Annotated in this window: 18 protein-coding genes; 2 read left to right on the top strand and 16 right to left on the bottom strand. The window is 73.0% G+C overall.

Features of this window, described 5'->3' with window-relative positions:
- Positions 1-143 precede the first annotated feature (143 nt).
- The 4 genes from whiA to uvrC are packed head-to-tail and all read right to left on the bottom strand — an operon-like array spanning position 144 to position 5222.
- Complete coding sequence (gene whiA, locus LY13_RS22445) at positions 144-1130, bottom strand: DNA-binding protein WhiA (protein WP_253830535.1); 987 nt, start codon at positions 1128-1130, stop codon at positions 144-146.
- Positions 1121-2113 (bottom strand): gluconeogenesis factor YvcK family protein, encoded by a 993-nt coding sequence (locus LY13_RS22440; RefSeq protein ID WP_253830534.1) that lies wholly within the window; start codon positions 2111-2113, stop codon positions 1121-1123. The genes whiA and LY13_RS22440 overlap by 10 nt, the downstream gene beginning before the upstream one ends.
- A gap of 8 nt (positions 2114-2121) precedes the next feature.
- Positions 2122-2979, bottom strand: coding sequence for an RNase adapter RapZ (gene rapZ / locus LY13_RS22435; protein WP_253830561.1), 858 nt, complete (start codon positions 2977-2979; stop codon positions 2122-2124).
- A gap of 56 nt (positions 2980-3035) precedes the next feature.
- A complete protein-coding gene (gene uvrC, locus LY13_RS22430; protein ID WP_253830533.1) occupies positions 3036-5222 on the bottom strand; it encodes an excinuclease ABC subunit UvrC in 2187 nt (728 codons plus the stop codon).
- 108 nt (positions 5223-5330) lie between these two features.
- On the opposite strand from uvrC, the gene LY13_RS22425 reads away from it, so the two are divergent.
- Together LY13_RS22425 and LY13_RS22420 are read left to right on the top strand one after the other, a co-directional pair.
- The gene (locus LY13_RS22425) at positions 5331-6008 is read left to right on the top strand and encodes an HAD family hydrolase (protein WP_253830532.1); all 678 of its coding nucleotides are present in this window, start codon (positions 5331-5333) and stop codon (positions 6006-6008) included.
- A 163-nt stretch (positions 6009-6171) separates the two neighbouring features.
- Entirely contained in the window at positions 6172-6957 is a 786-nt protein-coding gene (locus LY13_RS22420) for an exodeoxyribonuclease III (RefSeq protein ID WP_253830531.1), read from the top strand.
- Positions 6958-7020: 63 nt separating this feature from the next.
- Here the strand turns inward: LY13_RS22420 and LY13_RS22415 are convergent, their stop codons facing one another.
- The 12 genes from LY13_RS22415 to metK all read right to left on the bottom strand — a co-directional run.
- Entirely contained in the window at positions 7021-7491 is a 471-nt protein-coding gene (locus tag LY13_RS22415; RefSeq protein WP_253830530.1) for a PH domain-containing protein, read from the bottom strand.
- A 14-nt stretch (positions 7492-7505) separates the two neighbouring features.
- Positions 7506-8015 carry a 6,7-dimethyl-8-ribityllumazine synthase gene (ribH, locus tag LY13_RS22410; protein ID WP_253830529.1) on the bottom strand — a complete coding sequence of 170 codons (510 nt, stop codon included), beginning with the start codon at positions 8013-8015 and terminating at the stop codon, positions 7506-7508.
- Positions 8012-9364, bottom strand: coding sequence for a bifunctional 3,4-dihydroxy-2-butanone-4-phosphate synthase/GTP cyclohydrolase II (locus LY13_RS22405; RefSeq protein ID WP_253830528.1), 1353 nt, complete (start codon positions 9362-9364; stop codon positions 8012-8014). Before LY13_RS22405 ends, ribH begins: the two co-directional genes overlap by 4 nt.
- A 2-nt stretch (positions 9365-9366) precedes the next feature.
- Positions 9367-9993, bottom strand: coding sequence for a riboflavin synthase (locus tag LY13_RS22400; protein ID WP_253830527.1), 627 nt, complete (start codon positions 9991-9993; stop codon positions 9367-9369).
- A gap of 1 nt (position 9994) precedes the next feature.
- Complete coding sequence (ribD, locus tag LY13_RS22395) at positions 9995-11002, bottom strand: bifunctional diaminohydroxyphosphoribosylaminopyrimidine deaminase/5-amino-6-(5-phosphoribosylamino)uracil reductase RibD (RefSeq protein ID WP_253830526.1); 1008 nt, start codon at positions 11000-11002, stop codon at positions 9995-9997.
- A 70-nt stretch (positions 11003-11072) separates the two neighbouring features.
- On the bottom strand, positions 11073-11747 hold the full coding sequence (gene rpe, locus LY13_RS22390) for a ribulose-phosphate 3-epimerase (protein ID WP_253830560.1): 675 nt from the start codon (positions 11745-11747) through the stop codon (positions 11073-11075).
- A 194-nt stretch (positions 11748-11941) separates the two neighbouring features.
- Complete coding sequence (locus tag LY13_RS22385; RefSeq protein WP_253830525.1) at positions 11942-12490, bottom strand: HFCD family protein; 549 nt, start codon at positions 12488-12490, stop codon at positions 11942-11944.
- Positions 12487-14037, bottom strand: coding sequence for an RsmB/NOP family class I SAM-dependent RNA methyltransferase (locus LY13_RS22380; protein ID WP_253830524.1), 1551 nt, complete (start codon positions 14035-14037; stop codon positions 12487-12489). Before LY13_RS22380 ends, LY13_RS22385 begins: the two co-directional genes overlap by 4 nt.
- Positions 14034-14969 carry a methionyl-tRNA formyltransferase gene (fmt, locus tag LY13_RS22375; protein WP_253830559.1) on the bottom strand — a complete coding sequence of 312 codons (936 nt, stop codon included), beginning with the start codon at positions 14967-14969 and terminating at the stop codon, positions 14034-14036. Before fmt ends, LY13_RS22380 begins: the two co-directional genes overlap by 4 nt.
- 61 nt (positions 14970-15030) lie before the next feature.
- On the bottom strand, positions 15031-17397 hold the full coding sequence (locus LY13_RS22370) for a primosomal protein N' (protein ID WP_372493876.1): 2367 nt from the start codon (positions 17395-17397) through the stop codon (positions 15031-15033).
- 25 nt (positions 17398-17422) lie between these two features.
- Positions 17423-18571, bottom strand: a complete 1149-nt coding sequence (locus LY13_RS22365; RefSeq protein WP_253830523.1) for an acyltransferase family protein — start codon at positions 18569-18571, stop codon at positions 17423-17425.
- Positions 18572-18723: 152 nt separating this feature from the next.
- Positions 18724-19864: methionine adenosyltransferase (gene metK / locus LY13_RS22360; RefSeq protein WP_253830522.1), on the bottom strand; the 1141-nt coding region annotated here is incomplete at its 5' end.

Below are 19864 nucleotides of genomic sequence, written 5' to 3'. Positions count from 1 at the left end.
CTGCCGCCGGCCGGTCTCCGGAGGCGCGGTCCGAACCGTTCGCCCTCGAGCGTCAGGGTGCTGCGTTTCCGACCGTGGCCCGGCCGTGCAACCGCTACGTTACGAGATTCCGGTCGCCGCGGGGCACGGGTAACGGCGCGCGTTCACACTTCCTCGTCGAGCATCTCCGCGGTCACGGCGGATTCCGTGTCGGGGATACCCAGATCGGCGGCCTTCTTATCCGCCATGGCGAGCAGCCTGCGGATCCGGCCTGCGACGGCATCCTTCGTCATCGGCGGGTCGGAGAGCTGGCCGAGCTCCTCGAGCGAGGCCTGCCGGTTCGACACCCGTAGCCTGCCCGCGGTCAGCAGGTGGTCCGGCGCGTCCTCGGCGAGGATCTCCATCGCCCGTTCGACCCTGGCCGCGGCGGCCACGGCGGCACGCGCGGACCGGCGCAGGTTGGCGTCGTCGAAGTTGGCGAGCCGGTTCGCCGTGGCGCGCACCTCGCGGCGCATGCGCCGCTCCTCCCACGCCAGCACGCTCGAATGCGCGCCCAGCCGGGTGAGCAGCGCGCCGATGGCGTCACCGTCGCGGACCACGACCCGGTCGGCTCCCCGCACCTCGCGCGACTTGGCCTGGATGCCGAGCCTGCGGGCCGCGCCGACGAGCGCCAGCGCCGCCTCCGGCCCCGGGCACGTCACCTCGAGCGACGAGGACCGCCCCGGTTCGGTCAGCGACCCGTGCGCCAGGAACGCGCCGCGCCAGGCCGCCTCGGCGTCGGCGATCCCGCCGGACACCACGGGCGCGGGCAGTCCGCGCACCGGACGGCCGCGCTGGTCGATCAGGCCGGTCTGCCGCGCGAGCCCCTCGCCGTCCTTGACCACGCGCACCACGTAGCGGTTGCCCTTGCGCAACCCGCCCGAGGTGATCATGTGCACCTCGGCCTGGTGGCCGTACAGCTCGTGAACCTCCTTGCGGAGCCGCCGGGCCACCGAACCGGTGTCCAGTTCCGCCTCGACCACGACCCGGCCCGCCACGATGTGCAGGCCGCCGGCGAACCGCAGCATCGCCGCCACCTCGGACCGCCGTGGGCTCGTCTTCGTCAGCTCGAGCCGGCTGAGTTCGTCCTTGACTGCAGCGGTCATCGCCATGAGAGCCCCTCCTTCGCGCTCGTCGCACCGAGCGCGTCTCGCACACAACCAGCCAGCGCATCCGGGTCGTGCCGCCCCACCACACCCGGGGTGGCGATCGACGCCAGATGAGCACGCCCGCCCAGCTCTGCGGCCGCCGAGCGGAGCCGCGCCGGCGTCGGCACCGAATCGCTGTCGGCGATCACGGCGTCCACCCCGAGCCGAGGAGCGTGCTGGAAGAGTACGTCCAGGTGCTGTTCGGGTGAGAAGCCCGCCGTCTCTCCCGGCTGCGGCACGAGGTTCAGTATGACGATCTTCGTCGCCGTCGTCTTCACGAGCGCGTCGTGCAGCTCCGGCACGAGCAGGTGCGGCAGCACGCTCGTGAACCACGAGCCGGGGCCGAGGAACACCGCGTCGGCCGACATGACGGCGTCGACGGCTTCACGGCACGCCTGCGGCGGCTTCACGGCGGCGCCCGCACCGGTGTCACCGGCGGGCACCACGCTGTGCAGCGTGATCCGCCGGACCTGCCCCGGGGTGCTGGCCACGGCGACCTGCCCGCGGATGCGGCTGACCGCACCGTCCGGCTCGAGGCCGGTCACCTCGGCCTCGATGTCGAGCGGGTCGGTCGACATCGGCAGCACCCGGCCGGAGACGCCGAGCAGCCGGGCCGCCTCGTCGAGCCCGGCGACCGGGTCGCCGAGCACCTCGAACAGCCCCGCCAGCAAGAGATTGCCGACCGCGTGGCCGGTGAGCGCGCCGCTGCCGCCGAACCGGTGCTGGAACACCTCGGCCCACCGCGCGCCGTCGTCCGCCGCGGCGAGCGCGCCCAGCGCCTTCCGCAGGTCGCCGGGCGGCAGCAGGCCCAGTTCCCGGCGGAGCCTGCCCGACGACCCGCCGTCGTCGGCGACCGTGACCACCGCCGTCACGTCGTCGGTGAGCCTCCGCAACGCCGTCAACGTGGCGTGCAGACCGTGACCCCCGCCCAGGGCGACCGCGCGCATCTCCTCGTTCACTCCCGGCCCAGGTCCCGGTGCACCACCTTCACGGCCGTTCCATCCTCTTTGGACAGCCGGTTCGCGAGTTCCTCCGAGATCGCGACGCTCCGATGCTTACCGCCGGTGCAGCCGATCGCGAGCGTCAGGTACCGCTTGCCCTCGCGCTTGTACCCCGCGCCGATCAGCCGGAGCAGGTCCTGGTACCGGTCGAGGAACTCCTCCGCGCCCTCCTGGCCGAGCACGTAGTTGCGCACCTCGGTGTCGAGACCGGAATGGTCACGCAACTCGGGGATCCAGAACGGGTTGGGCAGGAACCGCACGTCCATCACGAGGTCGGAGTCCATCGGCAGACCGTACTTGTAGCCGAACGAGAGCACCGTCACCCGGGTCTGCGCCGACGCCTCGCTGCCGAACGCGTCCTCGATCTTGGCGCGCAGATCGTGCACGGACAGCGACGACGTGTCCAGCAGCAGATCCGCCTCGGCCCGCAACGGCTCCAGCAGCGCACGCTCGGCGCCGATGCCGTCGACGAGCCTGCCGTCACCCTGCATCGGGTGACCCCGGCGCACCTGGTCGAACCGGCGGATCAGCACCGCGTCGGTCGCCTCCAGGAACAGCACCCGCGGTTTGTACCCGCGCATGTCCAGACCCTTGATGACCGACGACAGGTCGTCGGTGAACGCCCGCGACCGCACGTCCATCACCACCGCGACCTTCGTGATCGCCCCCCTCGACTGCGCGCCGAGCTCGACCATCGTCGAGATCAGCTCCGGCGGCAGGTTGTCGACGACGAACCAACCCAGGTCCTCCAGGCATTTCGCCGCCGTGCTGCGGCCCGCCCCGGACAGCCCGGTGACGACCGCGACCTCCATTCCGGAGCCCCTGCCGTCCTCCTCCGCCGCGTCTGCTCTGCCGGCTTCTCCGCTGCTCACTGGTTCGACTCCCCTCGCTCCATGCTTCGTCCCCCTGCACCGGGTGGCTCTGCGCCGGCCTGCCTGCCCGCGCTCTGCTGCCCCGCGCTCTGCTGTTCTGCGCTCTGCTGTTCTGCGCCGTCCTGTTTCCCCGCGCCGGTCTGTTCCCCTGCTCGGCCGCCTGCGAGTGCCGTGTGCACGGCCTCCGCGGTCCGCTTCCCGAAGCCCGGCACCTGCGCGATCTCGTCGACCCCCGCCTGCTTGAGCTTCCTCACCGAACCGAAGTGCTTGATCAGGGCGGACTTCCTCGCCTGCCCGAGTCCCGGCACACCGTCCAGTTCGGAGGCCTGCACCCGTTTGCCGCGCTTCTCCCGGTGGTACCGGACGGCGAACCGGTGCGCCTCGTCGCGCACCCGCTGCAGAAGGTACAGCGCGTCCGAGGTCCTCGGCAGGATGACCGGCTCGTCGTCGGACGGCAACCACACCTCTTCGAGTCGCTTCGCGAGGCCGACGACGGCCACGTCGGTGATGCCGAGCTCGGCGAGGACATCGGCCGCCGCGGTCGCCTGCGGACCCGCGCCGTCGACGACCAGCAGGTTCGGCGGATACGCGAACTTCTTCGGCTTGCCGGTCTCCGGATCGATCCCCGGCGGGCCGTCCTGCCCCGCGGCCGGTACCCCGCCGTCGGCCGACGCGGGTGCCGCTGCCCCGGCGCCGACCTCGGCAGCGACGTCACCCGCACCGGTCGCCTCGGCGGCCTCCGCACCGTCGGCGGCGGTCTCCTTGAGGTAGCGGGCGAAGCGCCGCCGGACCACCTCGGCGACGGCCGCGACGTCCCCCTCGTCGGCGGCCTCGCGCAGCGCGAACCGGCGGTACTCGTTCTTCCGCGGGACGCCGTCCTCGAACACGACCAGCGATGCGACCACGTCGGTGCCCTGGGTGTGGCTGATGTCCACGCACTCGATGCGCAGCGGCGCCGTGTCGAGCGCGAGGTGCTCCTGCAGTTCCTGCAGGGCCGCCGACCGCGCGGTGAGATCGCCCGCCCTCCGCAGTTTGTGCTGGGCGAACGCCTCCTTGGCGTTGCGCTCCACGGTGTCGGCGAGTGCACGCTTGTCGCCGCGCTGCGGCACCCGCAGGCGCACGCGGGAACCGCGCAGTTCCGACAACCAGTCGGTCATCGCGGGCGCGTCGGCGGGCAGTTCCGGCACGAGGACCTCGCGCGGCACCGTCGGCCCGCCACCGCCCGGCGCCTCCCGTGCCAGGTCGAGCTGCTCGGCGTAGAACTGGCTGAGGAACTGCTCGACCAGCGCCGCGACGTCCATCTCCTCGACCTTGTCGACCACCCAGCCGCGCTGCCCGCGCACCCGACCGCCCCGCACGTGGAAGATCTGGACCGCCGCCTCGAGCTCGTCGTGGGCGAACGCGACGATGTCCGCGTCCGTGCCGTCGCCCAGCACGACCGCCTGCTTCTCCATCGCCCGCCGCAGCGCCCCGAGGTCGTCACGCAGGCGAGCGGCGCGTTCGAACTCCAGCTCCTCCGAGGCCTCGGCCATCGCCTTCTCGAGCCTGCGCACCATCTTGTCGGTGCTGCCCGCGAGGAAGTCGCAGAAGTCCTCGACGATCGCGCGGTGCTCGTCGGCGGTGACCCGGCCGACGCACGGCGCCGAGCACTTGTCGATGTAGCCGAGCAGGCAGGGCCTGCCGATCTGGGAGTGCCTGCGGAACACACCGCTCGAGCAGGTGCGGGCGGGGAACACCCGCAACAGCAGGTCGAGCGTCTCGCGGATCGCCCACGCGTGGGCGTACGGCCCGAAGTAGCGCACACCCTTCTTCCGCGGCCCGCGGTAGACGTGCAGCCGCGGGAACTCCTCGTTCAGCGTCACCGCCAGCACCGGGTAGCTCTTGTCGTCCCGGTAGCGGACGTTGAACCGCGGGTCGAACTCCTTGATCCAGTTGTACTCGAGCTGGAGTGCCTCGACCTCCGTGGACACGACCGTCCACTCGACGCTCGCGGCCGTGGTGACCATCTGGCGGGTGCGCGGGTGCAGCCCGGCGAGGTCCGCGAAGTACGAGTTCAGCCTGCTGCGCAGGCTTTTCGCCTTGCCGACGTAGATGACGCGGCGACGGTCGTCGCGGAACTTGTACACGCCCGGTTCGTCCGGAATGCTCCCCGGAGCGGGCCGGTAGGTCGACGGGTCAGCCACGGTCTCCACTCTATGGCGACCCGCCGACACCCTGGTCAGGGGCCGCGGGTGTCGGCGGACCGGGCGCCTCCGTCGCGGCACCCGCGGTGGGAACGTAGCCTGACCGCCATGACACGCGCTGCAGCGAGGCGGCCGTCGGTGGTCCTGTTCGACGTGTTCGAGACGCTCGTGCGCCTCGAACCGCTGCGGGAGCGGTTCGTCGAGACGGGCAGGCCGGGCCATGAACTGGAGCTGTTCTTCGCGCGCACGCTGCGCGACGGCATGGCCCACACCCTCGCGGGCGAGGCACCGCCGTTCCGTGCCGTCGCCGCGGCACAGCTGGCGATCACCTCCGGGCACACCCTGAGCGACGACGCCATCGCCCACATCCTCGACGGCTTCACGGAGCTGCCGCTGCACCCCGAGGCGGAGACCGCGTTCACCCTGCTCGCCGAGGCCGGCGTGCCCGCCTACGGCTTCACCCACGGCGGCGCGAGCGTCCTGGAGTCCATTCTCGACAGACACGGCATGAGCGGGCGACTCCGCGGCGTGCTGTCCACCGAAGCCGTCCGGTCGTTCAAACCGCCGGCCCGCGCATACCACTGGGCGTGCGAACAGGCGGGGTCCGCCCCGGCCGAGACGGCACTCGTCGCCGTGCATTCGTGGGACACCCACGGCGCGGCCAGGGCGGGACTCCTCGCGGGATTCGCGGCCCGCCTCGAAGGCGGCCTCACCCCGCTGGTCGAGCGGCCCCACGTGGTCGCGGGCCGCGTCGACGAGGTCGTGGCCGGCCTGCTCGCCCTGTAGCTCGCCCCGCCACCGACGACCGACCCCTCGGTCGTCCGTGGCTGCCGTGGCAGCGATGAGACCGGCGGCGAGACGGAGGGCGACCACCGCGGCACGACGGCGTGACACCGCGCCGTGCCGTATAGGTCATTATACACCGATCTCGTTGTGCGAGGCTGCCCGCATGCGGATCGCCACGTGGAACGTCAACTCGGTCACCGCCCGCCTCCCCCGGCTGCTCGCCTGGCTCGACTCGACCCGGCCGGACGTGCTGTGCCTGCAGGAACTCAAGTGCGCCGACGACGCCTTCCCCGCCGACCAGGTCCGCGAACTCGGCTACGACATCGCCTGCCACGGCACCGGCCGCTGGAACGGCGTGGCGATCCTGTCCAAGGTCGGCCTCGACGACGTCGTGCGCGACCTGCCCGGCCAGCCCGCCTACGACGGCGCCGTCGAACCCCGCGCGGTGGGCGCCACGTGCGGCGGCGTGCGCGTCTGGTCGGTGTACGTCCCCAACGGCCGCGAACCCGGCCACGCGCATTACGACTACAAGCTCGACTGGCTCGCCGCCCTGAACGACACCGTCGCGGCCGACAGCGCGGCGGAGCCGTCCCGGCCGCTGGCCGTCCTCGGCGACTTCAACATCGCCCCCACCGACGACGACGTGTGGGACATCGCCCTGTTCGCCGAGTCGACGCACGTCACAGAGCCCGAACGCAAAGCCCTCGCCACGCTGACCGACGCCGGGCTGACCGACGTCGTGCCGCGGCCGTTGAAGTACGACCGGCCGTACACCTACTGGGACTACCGCCAGCTCGCGTTCCCCAAGAACAAGGGCATGCGGATCGACCTGGTGTACGGCGACGCCGCGTTCGCGGGCGCCGTCTCGGACGCCTACGTCGACCGCGAGGAACGCAAGGGCAAGAGCCCGTCCGACCACGCACCCGTCGTGGTCGACCTCGACCGCTGATCGCAGGATCCGACACCGGCCGGGCGGGCCGGGCGGGTCGCCCGGCCGCGGCCCGGCCGGGTGTCAGTCCTCCCGAGCGCGTTTGTGCAGCCTGCGCAGGCCGCGCACGGCCGTCACGGCGCGGTGCCGGTCGACGGCCTGGACCGCCAGCAGCGGGTAGTACTCGTCGTCGGGCAGTTCCAACCGGGCGAACGAGGCGCCGTCGGGGAAACTCACCGACAGCACCTGGTCCCAGTCGAAGTGCCGGGTGGTGCCGACGTTGCGCACGTCGACGCCGCGGGAATCGGCACGCACCTTCGGGGTGCCGAACGACGCGCACGCCAGCCCCAGCAGCAGGCCCACACCCACCATGGCGATCTGGTCGCTGAGGTGGAAGATCGCGCCGCTGTCGGACCCGCGCAGCAGCACCGCCACGACCGTGAACACCGCCAGCAGCAGCACCCCGAGGGCACCGCCCATCCAGGCGGCGCGCTGCGGCCGGGCCACGATCACGTCGTCACCGGCCGCAGCACCGTTGTCGGAATCCGTGGTCATCTGCTCACCCGCGGTCACACGAAACCCCGTTCGGTCCAGGGCTGGCGCAGGCCACGCAACACGCCAGCGGTCGTCAGTGCGGCCACGGTGGCCTCCCGCCCCTTGTTCTCGACCGAGTCGGCCAGGCCCGCGCGGTCCAGGGCCTGCTGCTCGGTATCACAGGTGAGCACGCCGTTGCCGACGGGCGTCGACTCGTCGAGCGCCACCCGCGTCAACCCCGCGGTCACGGCGTCGCACACGTACTCGAAGTGCGGCGTGCCGCCACGGATCACCACGCCGAGCGCCACGACGGCATCGTGCCCCCTGGCCAGCGACTGCGCCACGACGGGCAGCTCCACCGCACCCGCGACACGCACCACGGTCGGCTCCTCGGCGAGCGTCGCCTCGGACGCCGCCCGCACCGCGTTCTCCAGCAGGCTGTCGGTGACCGTCGTGTGCCACCGGGTCGCGACGATCGCCAGCCGCAGCCCCTCGCACTCGCGCAGCGCCTCGGTGTCGTCGTCGGGTCGTCCTTCACCACTCACGGCGTTCCACCACCGTCTTCCGTTCCCGTGCCGGCCGCGGTGCCGGGGCCGAACTCGGCCAGGCCCGCGCCGACGTCGTCCGCGTTCTCCAGTTGGGCCAGCTCGTGGCCCATGCGGTCGCGTTTGGTCTGCAGGTACCGCAGGTTCTCCGGGTTCGGCGACACCGGCAGCCCCACGCGGCCCGTCACGCGCAGGCCGTAGCCTTCGAGCCCGACCCGCTTGGTCGGATTGTTGGTGAGCAGGCGCATCGACCGCACGCCGAGGTCGGTGAGGATCTGCGCGCCCGTGCCGTAGTCGCGGGCGTCCGCGGGCACCCCGAGCTGGAGGTTCGCGTCGACGGTGTCGGCACCGTCGTCCTGCAGCTGGTACGCCTGCAGCTTGTGCAGCAGGCCGATGCCCCGGCCCTCGTGCCCCCGGATGTAGAGCACGACGCCGCGGCCCTCCTCGGCGACCGCCTCGAGCGCCGCCTGCAGCTGCGGACCGCAGTCGCAGCGCAGCGACCCGAACACGTCACCGGTCAGGCATTCCGAGTGCACCCGCACCAGGACGTCCTCACCGTCGCCGATGTCGCCGTAGACGAACGCGACGTGCTCGATGCCGTCGAGCAGGCTGTCGTAGCCGATCGCGCGGAACGTGCCGGGGGCGAGCGGGATGCGGGCCTCGGCCACGCGCTCGACCTGCTTCTCCATGCGCCTGCGGTAGGCGATCAGGTCGGCGATGGTGATCAGCCGCAGGTCGTGGTCGGCGGCGAACACCTCGAGCTCGTCCCGCTTGGCCATGTCGCCGTCGTTCTTCTGCGACACGATCTCGCACAGCACACCGGCAGGTGCCAGCCCCGCCATGCGTGCCAGGTCGACGCCCGCCTCGGTGTGGCCGGGCCTGCGCAGCACGCCACCGTCCTTGGCGCGCAGCGGAACGACGTGTCCCGGGCGCTTGAAGTCCTTCGGCCCCGTCGACGGGTCGGCGAGCAGCGAGATCGTGTGCGCCCTGTCGGTGGCCGAGATCCCGGTGCCGATGCCCTCGGTGGCGTCGACCGTCACGGTGTACGCCGTGCCGCGCACGTCCTGGTTGGTGTGGAACATCGGCGGCAGGTCGAGCCGTTCGCAGTCCTCACCGGTCAGCGACACGCACACGTAGCCGGACGTGTACCGCACCATGAACGCCAGCAGCTCCGGCGTCACCTTCTCCGCGGCGAAGATCAGGTCGCCCTCGTTCTCGCGGTCCTCGTCGTCGACCACGACGACGGCCTTGCCGTCGGCGATGTCGCGGATGGCGGCCTCGATCGACTCGAGGTCGAACCCCGCCGGTGCACCCGCGGCCGCCTGCGACGCCTCTGACGTCTCTGTCATGCTCACCCGTCCTCCTTGCCACCGCCATTGTCCACCGGAAGCGCCGAGGCCCCGCCGGCGGTCTGCTTCTCGACGTACTTGGCGAGGACGTCGACCTCGAGGTTCACGACGTCGCCCGGTTCGGTACGGCCGAGCGTCGTCAGCGACAGCGTCGTCGGGATGAGCGCGACGGTGAGTTCCTCCGGGGAGACACTCGCGACGGTCAGCGACACGCCGTCGATCGCGATGGACCCCTTCTCCACGATGTAGCGCCCGAGCTGCGGCGGGAACGCGAAGTGCGTCAGGTCGTCGGCGTCGCGGTGCAGGAACACGCCCGTGCCGTCGACGTGGCCCTGCATGACGTGTCCGCCGAACCGGCCGCCCGCCGCCATCGCCCGTTCCAGGTTCACGCTCCGGCCCGCCTCGACCTTGGCGAGGCTGGTGCGGTCGAGCGTCTCGTGGACGACGTCCACGGTGAACTCGTCGCCGTCGACCTCGACGACGGTCAGGCACACTCCGTTGACCGCGATCGAGTCCCCGTGCTTGGCGTCGCCGGTCACCACCGGGCCGCGCACGCGCAGCCGCGCGGCGTCGCCGTTGTCCTCGACGGCCGTGATCTCGCCGAGCTCCTCCACGATGCCCGTGAACACGTCAGGGTCCTCCTTCACCGGCGGCCGGTACGGCCGTGATCCGCACGTCGTCCCCACTCATGGTGACCCCTTCGACACGCCACCGGTGGGCTTCGGTGATGGTCGACACGCCGGCCGCACCGAGCGCCGTCGGCCCCGCACCGAGCAGCGCGGGCGCGACGTACCCCACGATCCGGTCGATCATGCCCGCCTCGGCGAAGGCGCCCGCGAGGGTCGGCCCGCCCTCGAGCAGCACGTCGACCACGCCGCGACCGCCGAGGTCGGTCAGCACCTCCCGCGGGTCCCGGGTGCGCAGGTGCACCGTCGGCGCCGCGTCGTCCAACACCCGGGCGGTCTCCGGTATGCCCCGCGCGCCGACGACGACGCGCAGCGGCCGACGGTCAGCGAGCCCTCCGTCGGCGTCCCGGACAGTGAGCCACGCGTCGTCGGCCAGCACCGTGCCGGTGCCGGCGACGATCGCGTCCGCGGCCGCGCGGATGCGGTGCACCTCGGCGCGGGAGACGGGACCGGAGATCCACCGGCTGGTGCCGTCGGCGGCGGCGACCCGGCCGTCGAGCGTGGCGGCGTACTTCCACGTGACGTGCGGCCGTCCGGTGCGCACCGAGTGCAGCCACGCCCGCAACGGCCCGGCCGCGACCTCGTCGGCCAGCAGCCCGCCCGCGACGTCGACGCCCGCCGCGCGCAGCACGTCGGCACCGCCTGCCGCGGGCGGGTTGGGGTCGGCGACGGCGTAGCGCACCGCGGCGATCCCGGCCTCGAGCAGTGCCTCGGCGCACGGCGGCGTCCGGCCTCGATGGGCGCACGGTTCGAGCGTCACGTACGCGGTGCCGCCGCGCGCCCGCTCCCCCGCCTCACGCAGTGCCATCACCTCGGCGTGGGGGCCGCCCGGCGGCCGGGTGGCGCCGCGGCCCACGACCGCACCGCCCTGGTCGACGATCACCGCGCCGACCGGCGGGTTGGGGCTCGTCGTCCCGCGCACGTCCTCACTCAGCGCGAGGGCGGCAGCCATCGCCTCCGCGGCCGCGCCCGTGCCGGCGTCACCCGTCCCGCCGTCACGGCCGGCAGGTCCCGCGGGCACGTCAGTGCGCCGGGCGCGCGCCGGCAGCCTGGTCCCGCAGCGCCGCAACGGCCCGGCCGGGGTCCTCGGCACCGTAGACCGCGGATCCGGCGACGAAACAGTCGACGCCCGCCTCGGCGGCCTGCTCGATCGTGTCGGCGTTGATGCCGCCGTCGATCTCGACGACGAGCCTCAGGTGCCCGGTGTCGACGAGCCGTCGCGCGGTGCGCACCTTTTCGAGCACGTCCGGGATGAACGACTGGCCGCCGAACCCCGGTTCGACCGACATCACCAGCAGCGTGTCGTAGTGCTTGAGCGTGTCGAGGTGGTCGTCGAGCGGCGTGCCCGGCTTGATCGACAACCCCGCCTTCGCCCCGGCGGCACGCAGGTTCTTCGCCAGCATCACCGGATCGTGGGCCGCCTCGGCGTGGACGGTCACGTTGTACGCCCCCGCCTCGGCGTAGCCAGGGGCCCACCTGTCCGGGTTCTCGATCATGAGGTGGCAGTCGAGCGGGACGTCGGTGACCTTCCGCAGCGATTCGACGACCGGGAGTCCGAGCGTCAGGTTCGGGACGAAGTGGTTGTCCATGACGTCGACGTGCACCCAGTCGGCGCGGGTCTCGCCGTCACGGGCGACGGCCGCGACCTCCTCGCCGAGGCGCGCGAAGTCGGCGGACAGGATGCTCGGTGCGATCAGCGGGTGAAGCGGTTGAGAGGCCACACCGCGAATCCTAGGCAGCCGCGCGCGCAGCGGCCGCCCGGGGCGGCCTTCCGTCACCCGGAGTGACGTTCACCGCACCGCAGGCGGCCACGAGGCGCCGCGGTCGGCGGGACCGGCCGTCACCGCGACCGCGGTCACCGGAGTCGGGCGTGCGGTCACCGAGGAGGCGGTCACCGGGCATCGCCGTGGGGCAGTCGGTCCAGCACGCCGGTCCACGGAGCGTCACCGAGGCCGGTGACGCGCACCCCGGCGCCCGCCAGCGCGTCGAGGTGGCCCTGCCACGCGGGATGCGCGGGCCGAGTGGGCCGCACCCGGTGGCCGACGACCATCGGCACCACGCCGACGGCGTCGCCCAGCACGGTCAGCGCCTGGTTGTCGGCCAGGCCCAGTGCGAGCTTCGCCACCGAGCCCGCACCGGCAGGCGCGAAGACGAACGCCTCGGGATCGGGATGCGGACGCGCCGCTCCGGGCGTACGCGCGGTCCACCGGACGTCGAGGTCGGTGGTGGCCTGCAGCCGCGCGAGCGCCCGGTCGTCGAACCACGACGCCGCGGTGGGTGTCAGCGTGATCGCCAGCCGCCAGCCCCGCGCGGCCGCCGGTTCGGCCAGCTCGGACGTCAGCCGGGTCTCCACCCCGCCGCAGGCCGACGCGACCAGCCCGAGGCACCCGCGTTCCGTGCCCGGCGGAACGCGGGTGCCGGGGCCCGCTCCCGCGGTCACGTGGCGCGGGCGAGTCCGCAGAACATGGCGTCGGTGCCGTGCCGGTGCGGCCACAGCTGCACCGTCGGGCCGTCGCCGAGCTGCGGCACACCCGGGAAGAACTCCCGCGCGTCGACGGTCTCCGCCCCGGCGCGCCGGACGGCGGTGGTGAAGGCCCCCTCCGTCTCCGCCAGATGGGGCGAGCACACGACGTAGGCGACGACGCCGCCGGGCCGCACGAGCCGGAAGGCCGATTCGAGGAGTTCGGCCTGCAGTTTCGTCAGGTCCGCGACGTCGCCCTGCTGCCTGCGCCAGCGGGACTCCGGGCGGCGCCGCAGCGCCCCGAGCCCGCTGCACGGCGCGTCGACGAGCACCCGGTCGTAGCCGCCCCCCAAGCCCGGGTCGCGACCGTCGGCCCGGTGCACCGTCACCGGCAGGCCGTCGACGGCGTGTTCGACGAGACGGGCGCGGTGGTCGGCGACCTCGACGGCGTCGACGGCCACCTCGTGCTCGGCGGTCGCCGCCAGGCAACCGAGCAGGGTCGCCTTGCCGCCGGGGCCCGCGCACAGGTCGAGCCACCGCGCGTCCGTCCCGGCGACCGGCGCGCCCACCGCGGCGAGCGTGACCAGCTGACTGCCCTCGTCCTGGACCGCCGCGAGGTGTTCCTTCAGCGGTTCCGACGCGGCCAGGTCGCCGCTGCCTGCGGGCAGGTGCACCCCGTAGGGCGAGTACGGCGCGACGTCGCCGCCGGTGATGGCGGCGAGTTCGTCGGCGCTGATCTCCCCCGGCCTCGCGAGCAGATGCACCTCCGGCCGCGCGTCGTCGGCGCCGAGGGCCGCCGCCAGCTCGTCCCCGGTGTCGCCGAGCGCCTCGGCGAACGCCCGGGCGATCCACCGCGGGTGGGCCGTGCGCATCGCGAGGTTACCGATCCGGTCGGTCTCGGCGTCGGGCGCGAGCCGGTCGACCCACTCCTGCTCGTCGTGGTCGGACACCTTGCGCAGTACCGCGTTGACGAACCCGGCCACGTGCGAACCGGCGACGTCGCGCACGAGCTCGACCGCCGAGTCCACGGCCGCGTGCGGCGGGATCCTGGTGCGTAGCAGCTGGTAGGCGCCCAGCCGGAGGCCGTCGAGCACCGCACCGTCCACCTCGGACAGCGGACGGTCCACACAGGACGCGATGATCTCGTCGAGCAGCCCCGCCGCGCGGGCGGTGCCGTAGGTCAGTTCGGTCGCCAGCGCGGCGTCGCGGCCGGAGACGCGCCGCTGCCGCAACAGCTCCGGCAGGATCAGGTTCGCGTAGGCGTCACGCTCGCTGACGGCACGCAACGCGTCGAACGCCACCCGTCGCGGCGGGTCGTCCACCGGTGGTTTCCGCGGCCCCTCCTTGCGGGGCGCGGGCCTCCTGCCGCGATCCGGCCTGCCACCCTGCCTGCGCTGCCGGTCGTCCTGGGGCCTGCCGCCGCGGCTCCGCCCGCGGCCGCCGGCACCGCCGCTGCCGCCGCCTCGACGACCACGGCCGCCGTGGCCACCCGTGCCGCCGCTGCCGGTGGTTCCGTCGTCGCTCATGTGAGGCGCTCCCCGTGCTCGATTCTCGTGCCGCGAGCCCAGTCGGTCGCCGCCATGCGTTTCTTGCCCTGTGCCTGCACCTCGCCCAGTTCGACGGGTGCGGTGGCGGTGCCCGCCAGTACGCGCGTGCGCTCCACCAGGAGCTGCCCCGGAGTCAGCTCGGGGGCGCCGGAGTCGGCGTCGAGCGGCCGGACCGGGCCGAGTTTGCACCGCGCACCGCGGAACTCCGCCCACGCGCCCGGTTCCGGCGTCACCGCACGGATGTGCCGGTCGACGGCGAGAGCGGGCCGGTCGAACCGCACCCGCGCGTCCTCGACGGTGACCTTGGGCGCGTAGGTCACGCCGTCGGCGGGCTGCGGCACCGCCGTCACGCTGCCGTCCTCGATGCCGTCCATGGTGGACACCATGAGCGCGGCGCCCGACTCGGCGAGCCTGCCGAGCAGCTCCCCCGCCGTGTCGGTGGGGCCGATCTTCTCCGTCACCACGCCGAACACGGGCCCCGCGTCCAGTTCGGGCACGATGCGGAACGTCGACGCGCCCGTGTACTCGTCGCCCGCGCCGACGGCCGCCTGCACCGGAGCGGCACCGCGCCACGCGGGCAGCAGCGAGAAGTGCAGGTTGACCCAGCCGTGCGCGGGAATGTCGAGTGCGTCCCGCTTCAGCAGCGCGCCGTAGGCCACGACCGGGCAGGCATCGGGCGCCAGCTCGGCGAGCCGCGCCAGGAACTGCGGGTCGTCCGCACGGGCGGGCGTGAGGACCTCGATGCCGTGTTCGTCGGCCAGCGCGCCGACGGGTGAACGCACGAGCCTGCGGCCGCGTCCCGCCGGGGCGTCCGGGCGGGTGACGACGGCGGCGACCTCGTGCCGCGAGGCGAGCAGTGCGCGGAGCGCGGGAACGGCGGGTTCCGGTGTGCCGGCGAAGACGAGCCTCATCGGCCGCCCGCACGGGTCAGCGGTGCGATCATCCACGCCAGTCTAGAGCTTCACCCGTACGTCAGATGAGGTCGAGGGGGTCGAGTCGGGTCCGCACGGGATCGCCCTCCTTGCGGGCTCCGCGGACGGCGTTGAGCGTGTGCACCGCGGCGGCGAGCCCGCGCCCGTCGCCGCGCGGCACGCGCACCAGCGCCCGCTCGCGTTCGGAACCTCCGTCCTCGTCGACCTCGCCGAGCGGCACCGGGCCCAGGATCTCCGCGCTGTCCGGTGGTGCGAGCTCGTCGAGCGCCGCGGCTACCGCCTCCGGCGAGCCGTCGAGACTCGCCATCCGCACGGCGGGCGGGAAGCCGAGTTCCCGCCGTTCGGCCAGCTCCGAGGCCGCGAGCCAGCCCGGGTCCCACCGCACCAGCGCCTGCACCACGGGTACGCCCGCCTCCGCGCCGACGATCACCCGCCCGCCGTCGGTGGCGGGCCGCACCAACGCGGCGGCCGCCATCCACCGGCGCAGCGCCTCCTCGGACGCGCGCAGATCCTGCCTGCCCAGCAGCGCCCAGCCGTCGAGCAGCAGCGCGGCCCCGTACCCGCCGTCGGCGACCGGTTCGGCACCCGGCGTCGCGACGACGATCGCGGGCGCGGCGGGCACCGTGTCCAGCACCTCGCCGCCTCCCGACGTCCGCACCGGAGCGCCGGCGAAGGCTCTGCCCAGCTCCTCGGCGGTCCGTTTCGACCCGACGACGACGGCCCGCAGCCGCACCGATCCGCACGCCGAGCAGCGGAACGCCGCGTCGGTCACCCCGCACCACCGGCACCGCGGCGATCCCGCCTCGCCCCCGCCGGGCAGCGCGAGCGGCCCCGCGCAGTGCCGGCAGCGGGCGCGCGTGCGGCACTGCGCGCACGCGAGCCCGGGCACGTAGCCGCGGCGCGGCACCTGCACCAGCACCGGAGCCCCGGCCTTCAGACCCGCCCGTGCGGCTTCGAACGCCACCGCGGGCAACCGGGCGGCGTGCGCGGCCTCGTCGCGCGCGACGTCGAAGTCCTCACCGGTCGGCGTGACCCGTGGGGCCCGCGACCGCAGCTGCTCGCGCGGCGCCACGAGCGGCTGCGCCCAGCCCGATTCGAGCAGCAACTGCGCCTCCGCGGTCCGGGCGAAGCCGGCGACCAGCAGCGACGCGCGGTCGGTGTGCGCGCGCAGCATCAGCACGTCCCGCACCTGTGGGTACGGCATGTGCGGATCGACGTGCAGGTCGTCGCCGTCGTCCCACACCACGTACAGGGCGGGGTCGGCAGCCGGGGCGAACATGCCGGCGCGCGTGCCGACGACGATGCGTACCGCGCCGCGTTTCACCGCCAGCCAGCGGCGGTACCGCTCGGCGGGTCCCAGGTCGGCCGACAGCGCGGCCACCGCGTCCGGCCCGGCGAGCTCGGCGCATGCGGCCGCCAGCCGCGTCACGTCCCGGTGGTCGGGCACGACGAGCACGGCGCCCCGGCCCGCCGCGGCCACGGTGGCGGCCAGTTCGGCGAGCCGCCGGGGCCAGTCCTCCCCCGGCAGCGCCTGCCACACCGCGTTGGCCACCCGGCCCGCGGCCAGCGCGCCGACGTACGACGGGCCCCACTGGTACCGCTCCCACGCCGCCGTGTCCGGGCGAGGCATCGCGCCGGACGGGGTCGCGTCGGCGTCCTCGGTCCCCGGAACGTCGGTTCCCGAAACGTCGGTCCCGGAGGCATCGGTGCCGGAAGCACCGGCGCCGGGGGCGGCCTCGGAGTCCTCGGTGCTGGAGTCCCCGGTGTCGGAGTCCACGGTGTCGGAGTCCACGGTGTCGGAGTCCACGGGGCCCGGCTCGCCGCCCTCGCCCCCGCCCGTCGGCTCGGCCTCGACGGTGGCGTGCCGGGGCGGGATCGCCAACCGGGCGACGTCCATGAACGTGCCGCCGTAGCGGTCGGCCACCGCTCGGCACAGCGTGGCCAGCTGCGGGGTGAGGACCACCTCGCTGGAGACGACCCGCTCCAGGAAGGCGAGCCTGCCGCGGTGTTCGGTCGTCGCGGCGCGCTCGACGAGGAAACCGTCGACCAGCTGGCCCGCGAACCGGACACGCACGCGGCAGCCCGCGACGGCGCGCGCGTCGAGCTCCGCGGGGACCTGGTAGTCGAACGTGCGGTCCAGGTGCGGCAGCGGTACGTCGACGGCCACGCGGGCGATCGGGTCGCGCTCGGCGGGGCGTTTCCGGCCCTTGGTGCTGCTCTTCCCGCCGCGACCGCCCTTCCCACCGGTACCGCCCGTGCCGCCGCGACCGGCCTGCCGCCGGGCGCCGCCGTCGGCCCCCGCGCCGCCGGGCGCCGCGCCTCCGGACGCGCCGGACGCGGACGCGCCCGGCTTCGGCGCGGGCAGGTCGTCCAGATCCCACAGCGGGGTCGGTTCAGGGCCGCTCACGCCGTCTTCTCTACCAGAGCGGTACTCACCCTCCGGTGCGCGCCGCCGCCGACCCCGCCTGCGCCCGCGACGGCAGCGCGTCGATGCCGCGGTTCAGAAGGGTGAACGCGGGTTGCTCCACCCAGCGCGTCAGCGCCCAGCCGAGCAGCACCGCGACCGCGACGTACGCCGGGACCCAGCCGAACCAGGGCACGCCCAGGTCGGCCAGGTGCCGCGCGACGAGCGAGCCCATGACGTAGTGCATCAGGTACACGCCGTACGAGATGCCGCCCAGCCAGCGGATCGGCCGGGCGAGGTTCGTCAGCAGCGGGGCGTCCCACACCGGCTGGTAGGCGGCCACGCTGATGAGCACCAGCGACACCGCGAACGCCACGACGGAGTCGCCGGGCGGCGGGTGCTTCGTGTGCGCGACGAGCACCACGACGAGCATCAACAACAGCTGGGTGAACGTGATGCGCTGCTTCGACCAGCGGAAGATCGCGACGCCCGCGATCAGCAGGTGCGCCCGGCTCAGTCCGGTGCCGTCCATGAGCATGCTGACCCACTCCGGCGGGATCCTGCCGGGACCCATGAACAGGTAGCGCAGCGCGAGCGGGACCAGCAGCACGCCCCACATGACCGCCGTGGCGGCCCGCCCGCGCACGCGGCCCTTCCAGGCCAGCAGCGCGATCGCGGTGAAGCCGCAGACCTGGATCGGCACCGTCCAGTGGGCACGGTCGATGTACTCGACACCGTCCAACAGGTTGTGCAGCAGGGCGAGGTTGCCGACGAGATCGGTGTAGGACGGGCGGTAGAAGCCCTCCGGATGCAGCAGCAGGCTCGCGGCGAAGATGACGAGCACGGCCACGAAGAACGCGGGCAGCAACCGGGCGAGCCGGCGGAGCCACCACCGCAGCGGCGGTTTCCTGCCGACGGTCATCGCGGCGAAGTAGCCGGAGATGACGATCAGCAGCGACGCCCCGAACGGGAAGTCCATCTGCAACGGCCCGGGCGGCATGTCGTAGCCGGGCAGCGTGTGCGGGGTGAGGAACGTGGCGTGGAACGCGAGGACGGCCGCGATCCCGAGGACGCGGATCGCGTCCCAGCTGAGGTATCGGGTGCCGCGCGCGGGCTGCGGCGCCGGCTCGGGGACCCCGGCCCCCGACGCCGCATCCTGCTCTCCCTGCGTGCTCACCACAAGTTCCGTAGCGTAAGACACGGACTCACCCGTACGAGCGGCAGGTGGCGGCGTGTCCTGAATTCACGCCGAAAGGAACCACACACAGCAACGTGGCCGCCCGGTCCGCCCGGACGGCCACGCCTGCCGTGTCGAGGGTGACGGGCGCGTCAGCCGGCGCTGCGGAGCAGGTCGTCGGCGCGGTTGGTGTTCTCCCACGGCAGGTTCGCATCCGGACGGCCGAAGTGGCCATAGGCCGCCGTCTGCGCATAGATCGGCCGCAACAGATCCAGATCACGGATGATCGCCGCCGGACGCAGATCGAACACCTCATTGATCGCCGCCTGAATCTTCTCCGGCGCGATCTTCTCCGTCCCGAACGTCTCCACGAACAGACCCACCGGCGCCGCCTTACCGATCGCATACGCGACCTGCACCTCGGCACGATCCGCCAACCCGGCAGCCACCACATTCTTGGCCACCCACCGCGTCGCATACGCCGCCGACCGGTCCACCTTCGACGGGTCCTTACCCGAGAACGCGCCACCACCATGCCGGGCCATCCCGCCATAGGTGTCGACAATGATCTTCCGACCCGTCAGACCCGCATCACCCATCGGACCACCAACCACGAACCGGCCCGTCGGATTGATCAAAATATTCGGGTTCTCCGCCTGCAGACCCAAATCCTCGATCTCCGGATCGATCACATACTTCTGCACATCCGCAGCCAGCTGCTTGTCCAGATCGATCCCCTCGGCATGCTGCGACGAGAGCACCACCGTGTCCAACCGAACCGGCTTGTCCTGGTCGTACTCGATCGTCACCTGCGTCTTACCATCCGCACGCAGATACGGCACCGTCCCGTTCTTCCGCACCTGCGAGAGCCGCAACGACAACCGATGCGCCAACGCGATCGGCAACGGCATCAACTCCGGCGTGTCCGAACAGGCATACCCGAACATCAGGCCCTGATCACCCGCGCCCTGCTTGTCCAAATCATCCAGAGCGTTCTCCAGACGCGACTCGTACGCCGTGTCCACACCCTGCGCAATATCCGGCGACTGCGCCCCGATCGACACACTCACACCACACGACGCCCCGTCGAAACCCTTCTCCGACGAGTCATACCCGATGTCCAACACCGCCTGACGCACCAACGCCGTCGTATCGACGTTCGCCGCCGTGGTCACCTCACCAGCCACATGCACCTGACCGGTCGTCACCATCGACTCCACCGCAACCCGCGACCGCGGATCCTGCGCCAACATCGCATCCAAAATCGTGTCGCTGATCGCGTCACAAATCTTG

The sequence above is a fragment of the Prauserella aidingensis genome (assembly GCF_024171865.1).
GTDB classification, from domain to species: Bacteria; Actinomycetota; Actinomycetes; order Mycobacteriales; family Pseudonocardiaceae; genus Prauserella; species Prauserella aidingensis.
Note: the sequence above shows the minus strand (reverse complement) of the source record. Positions and strands in the feature narration are given on the sequence as shown.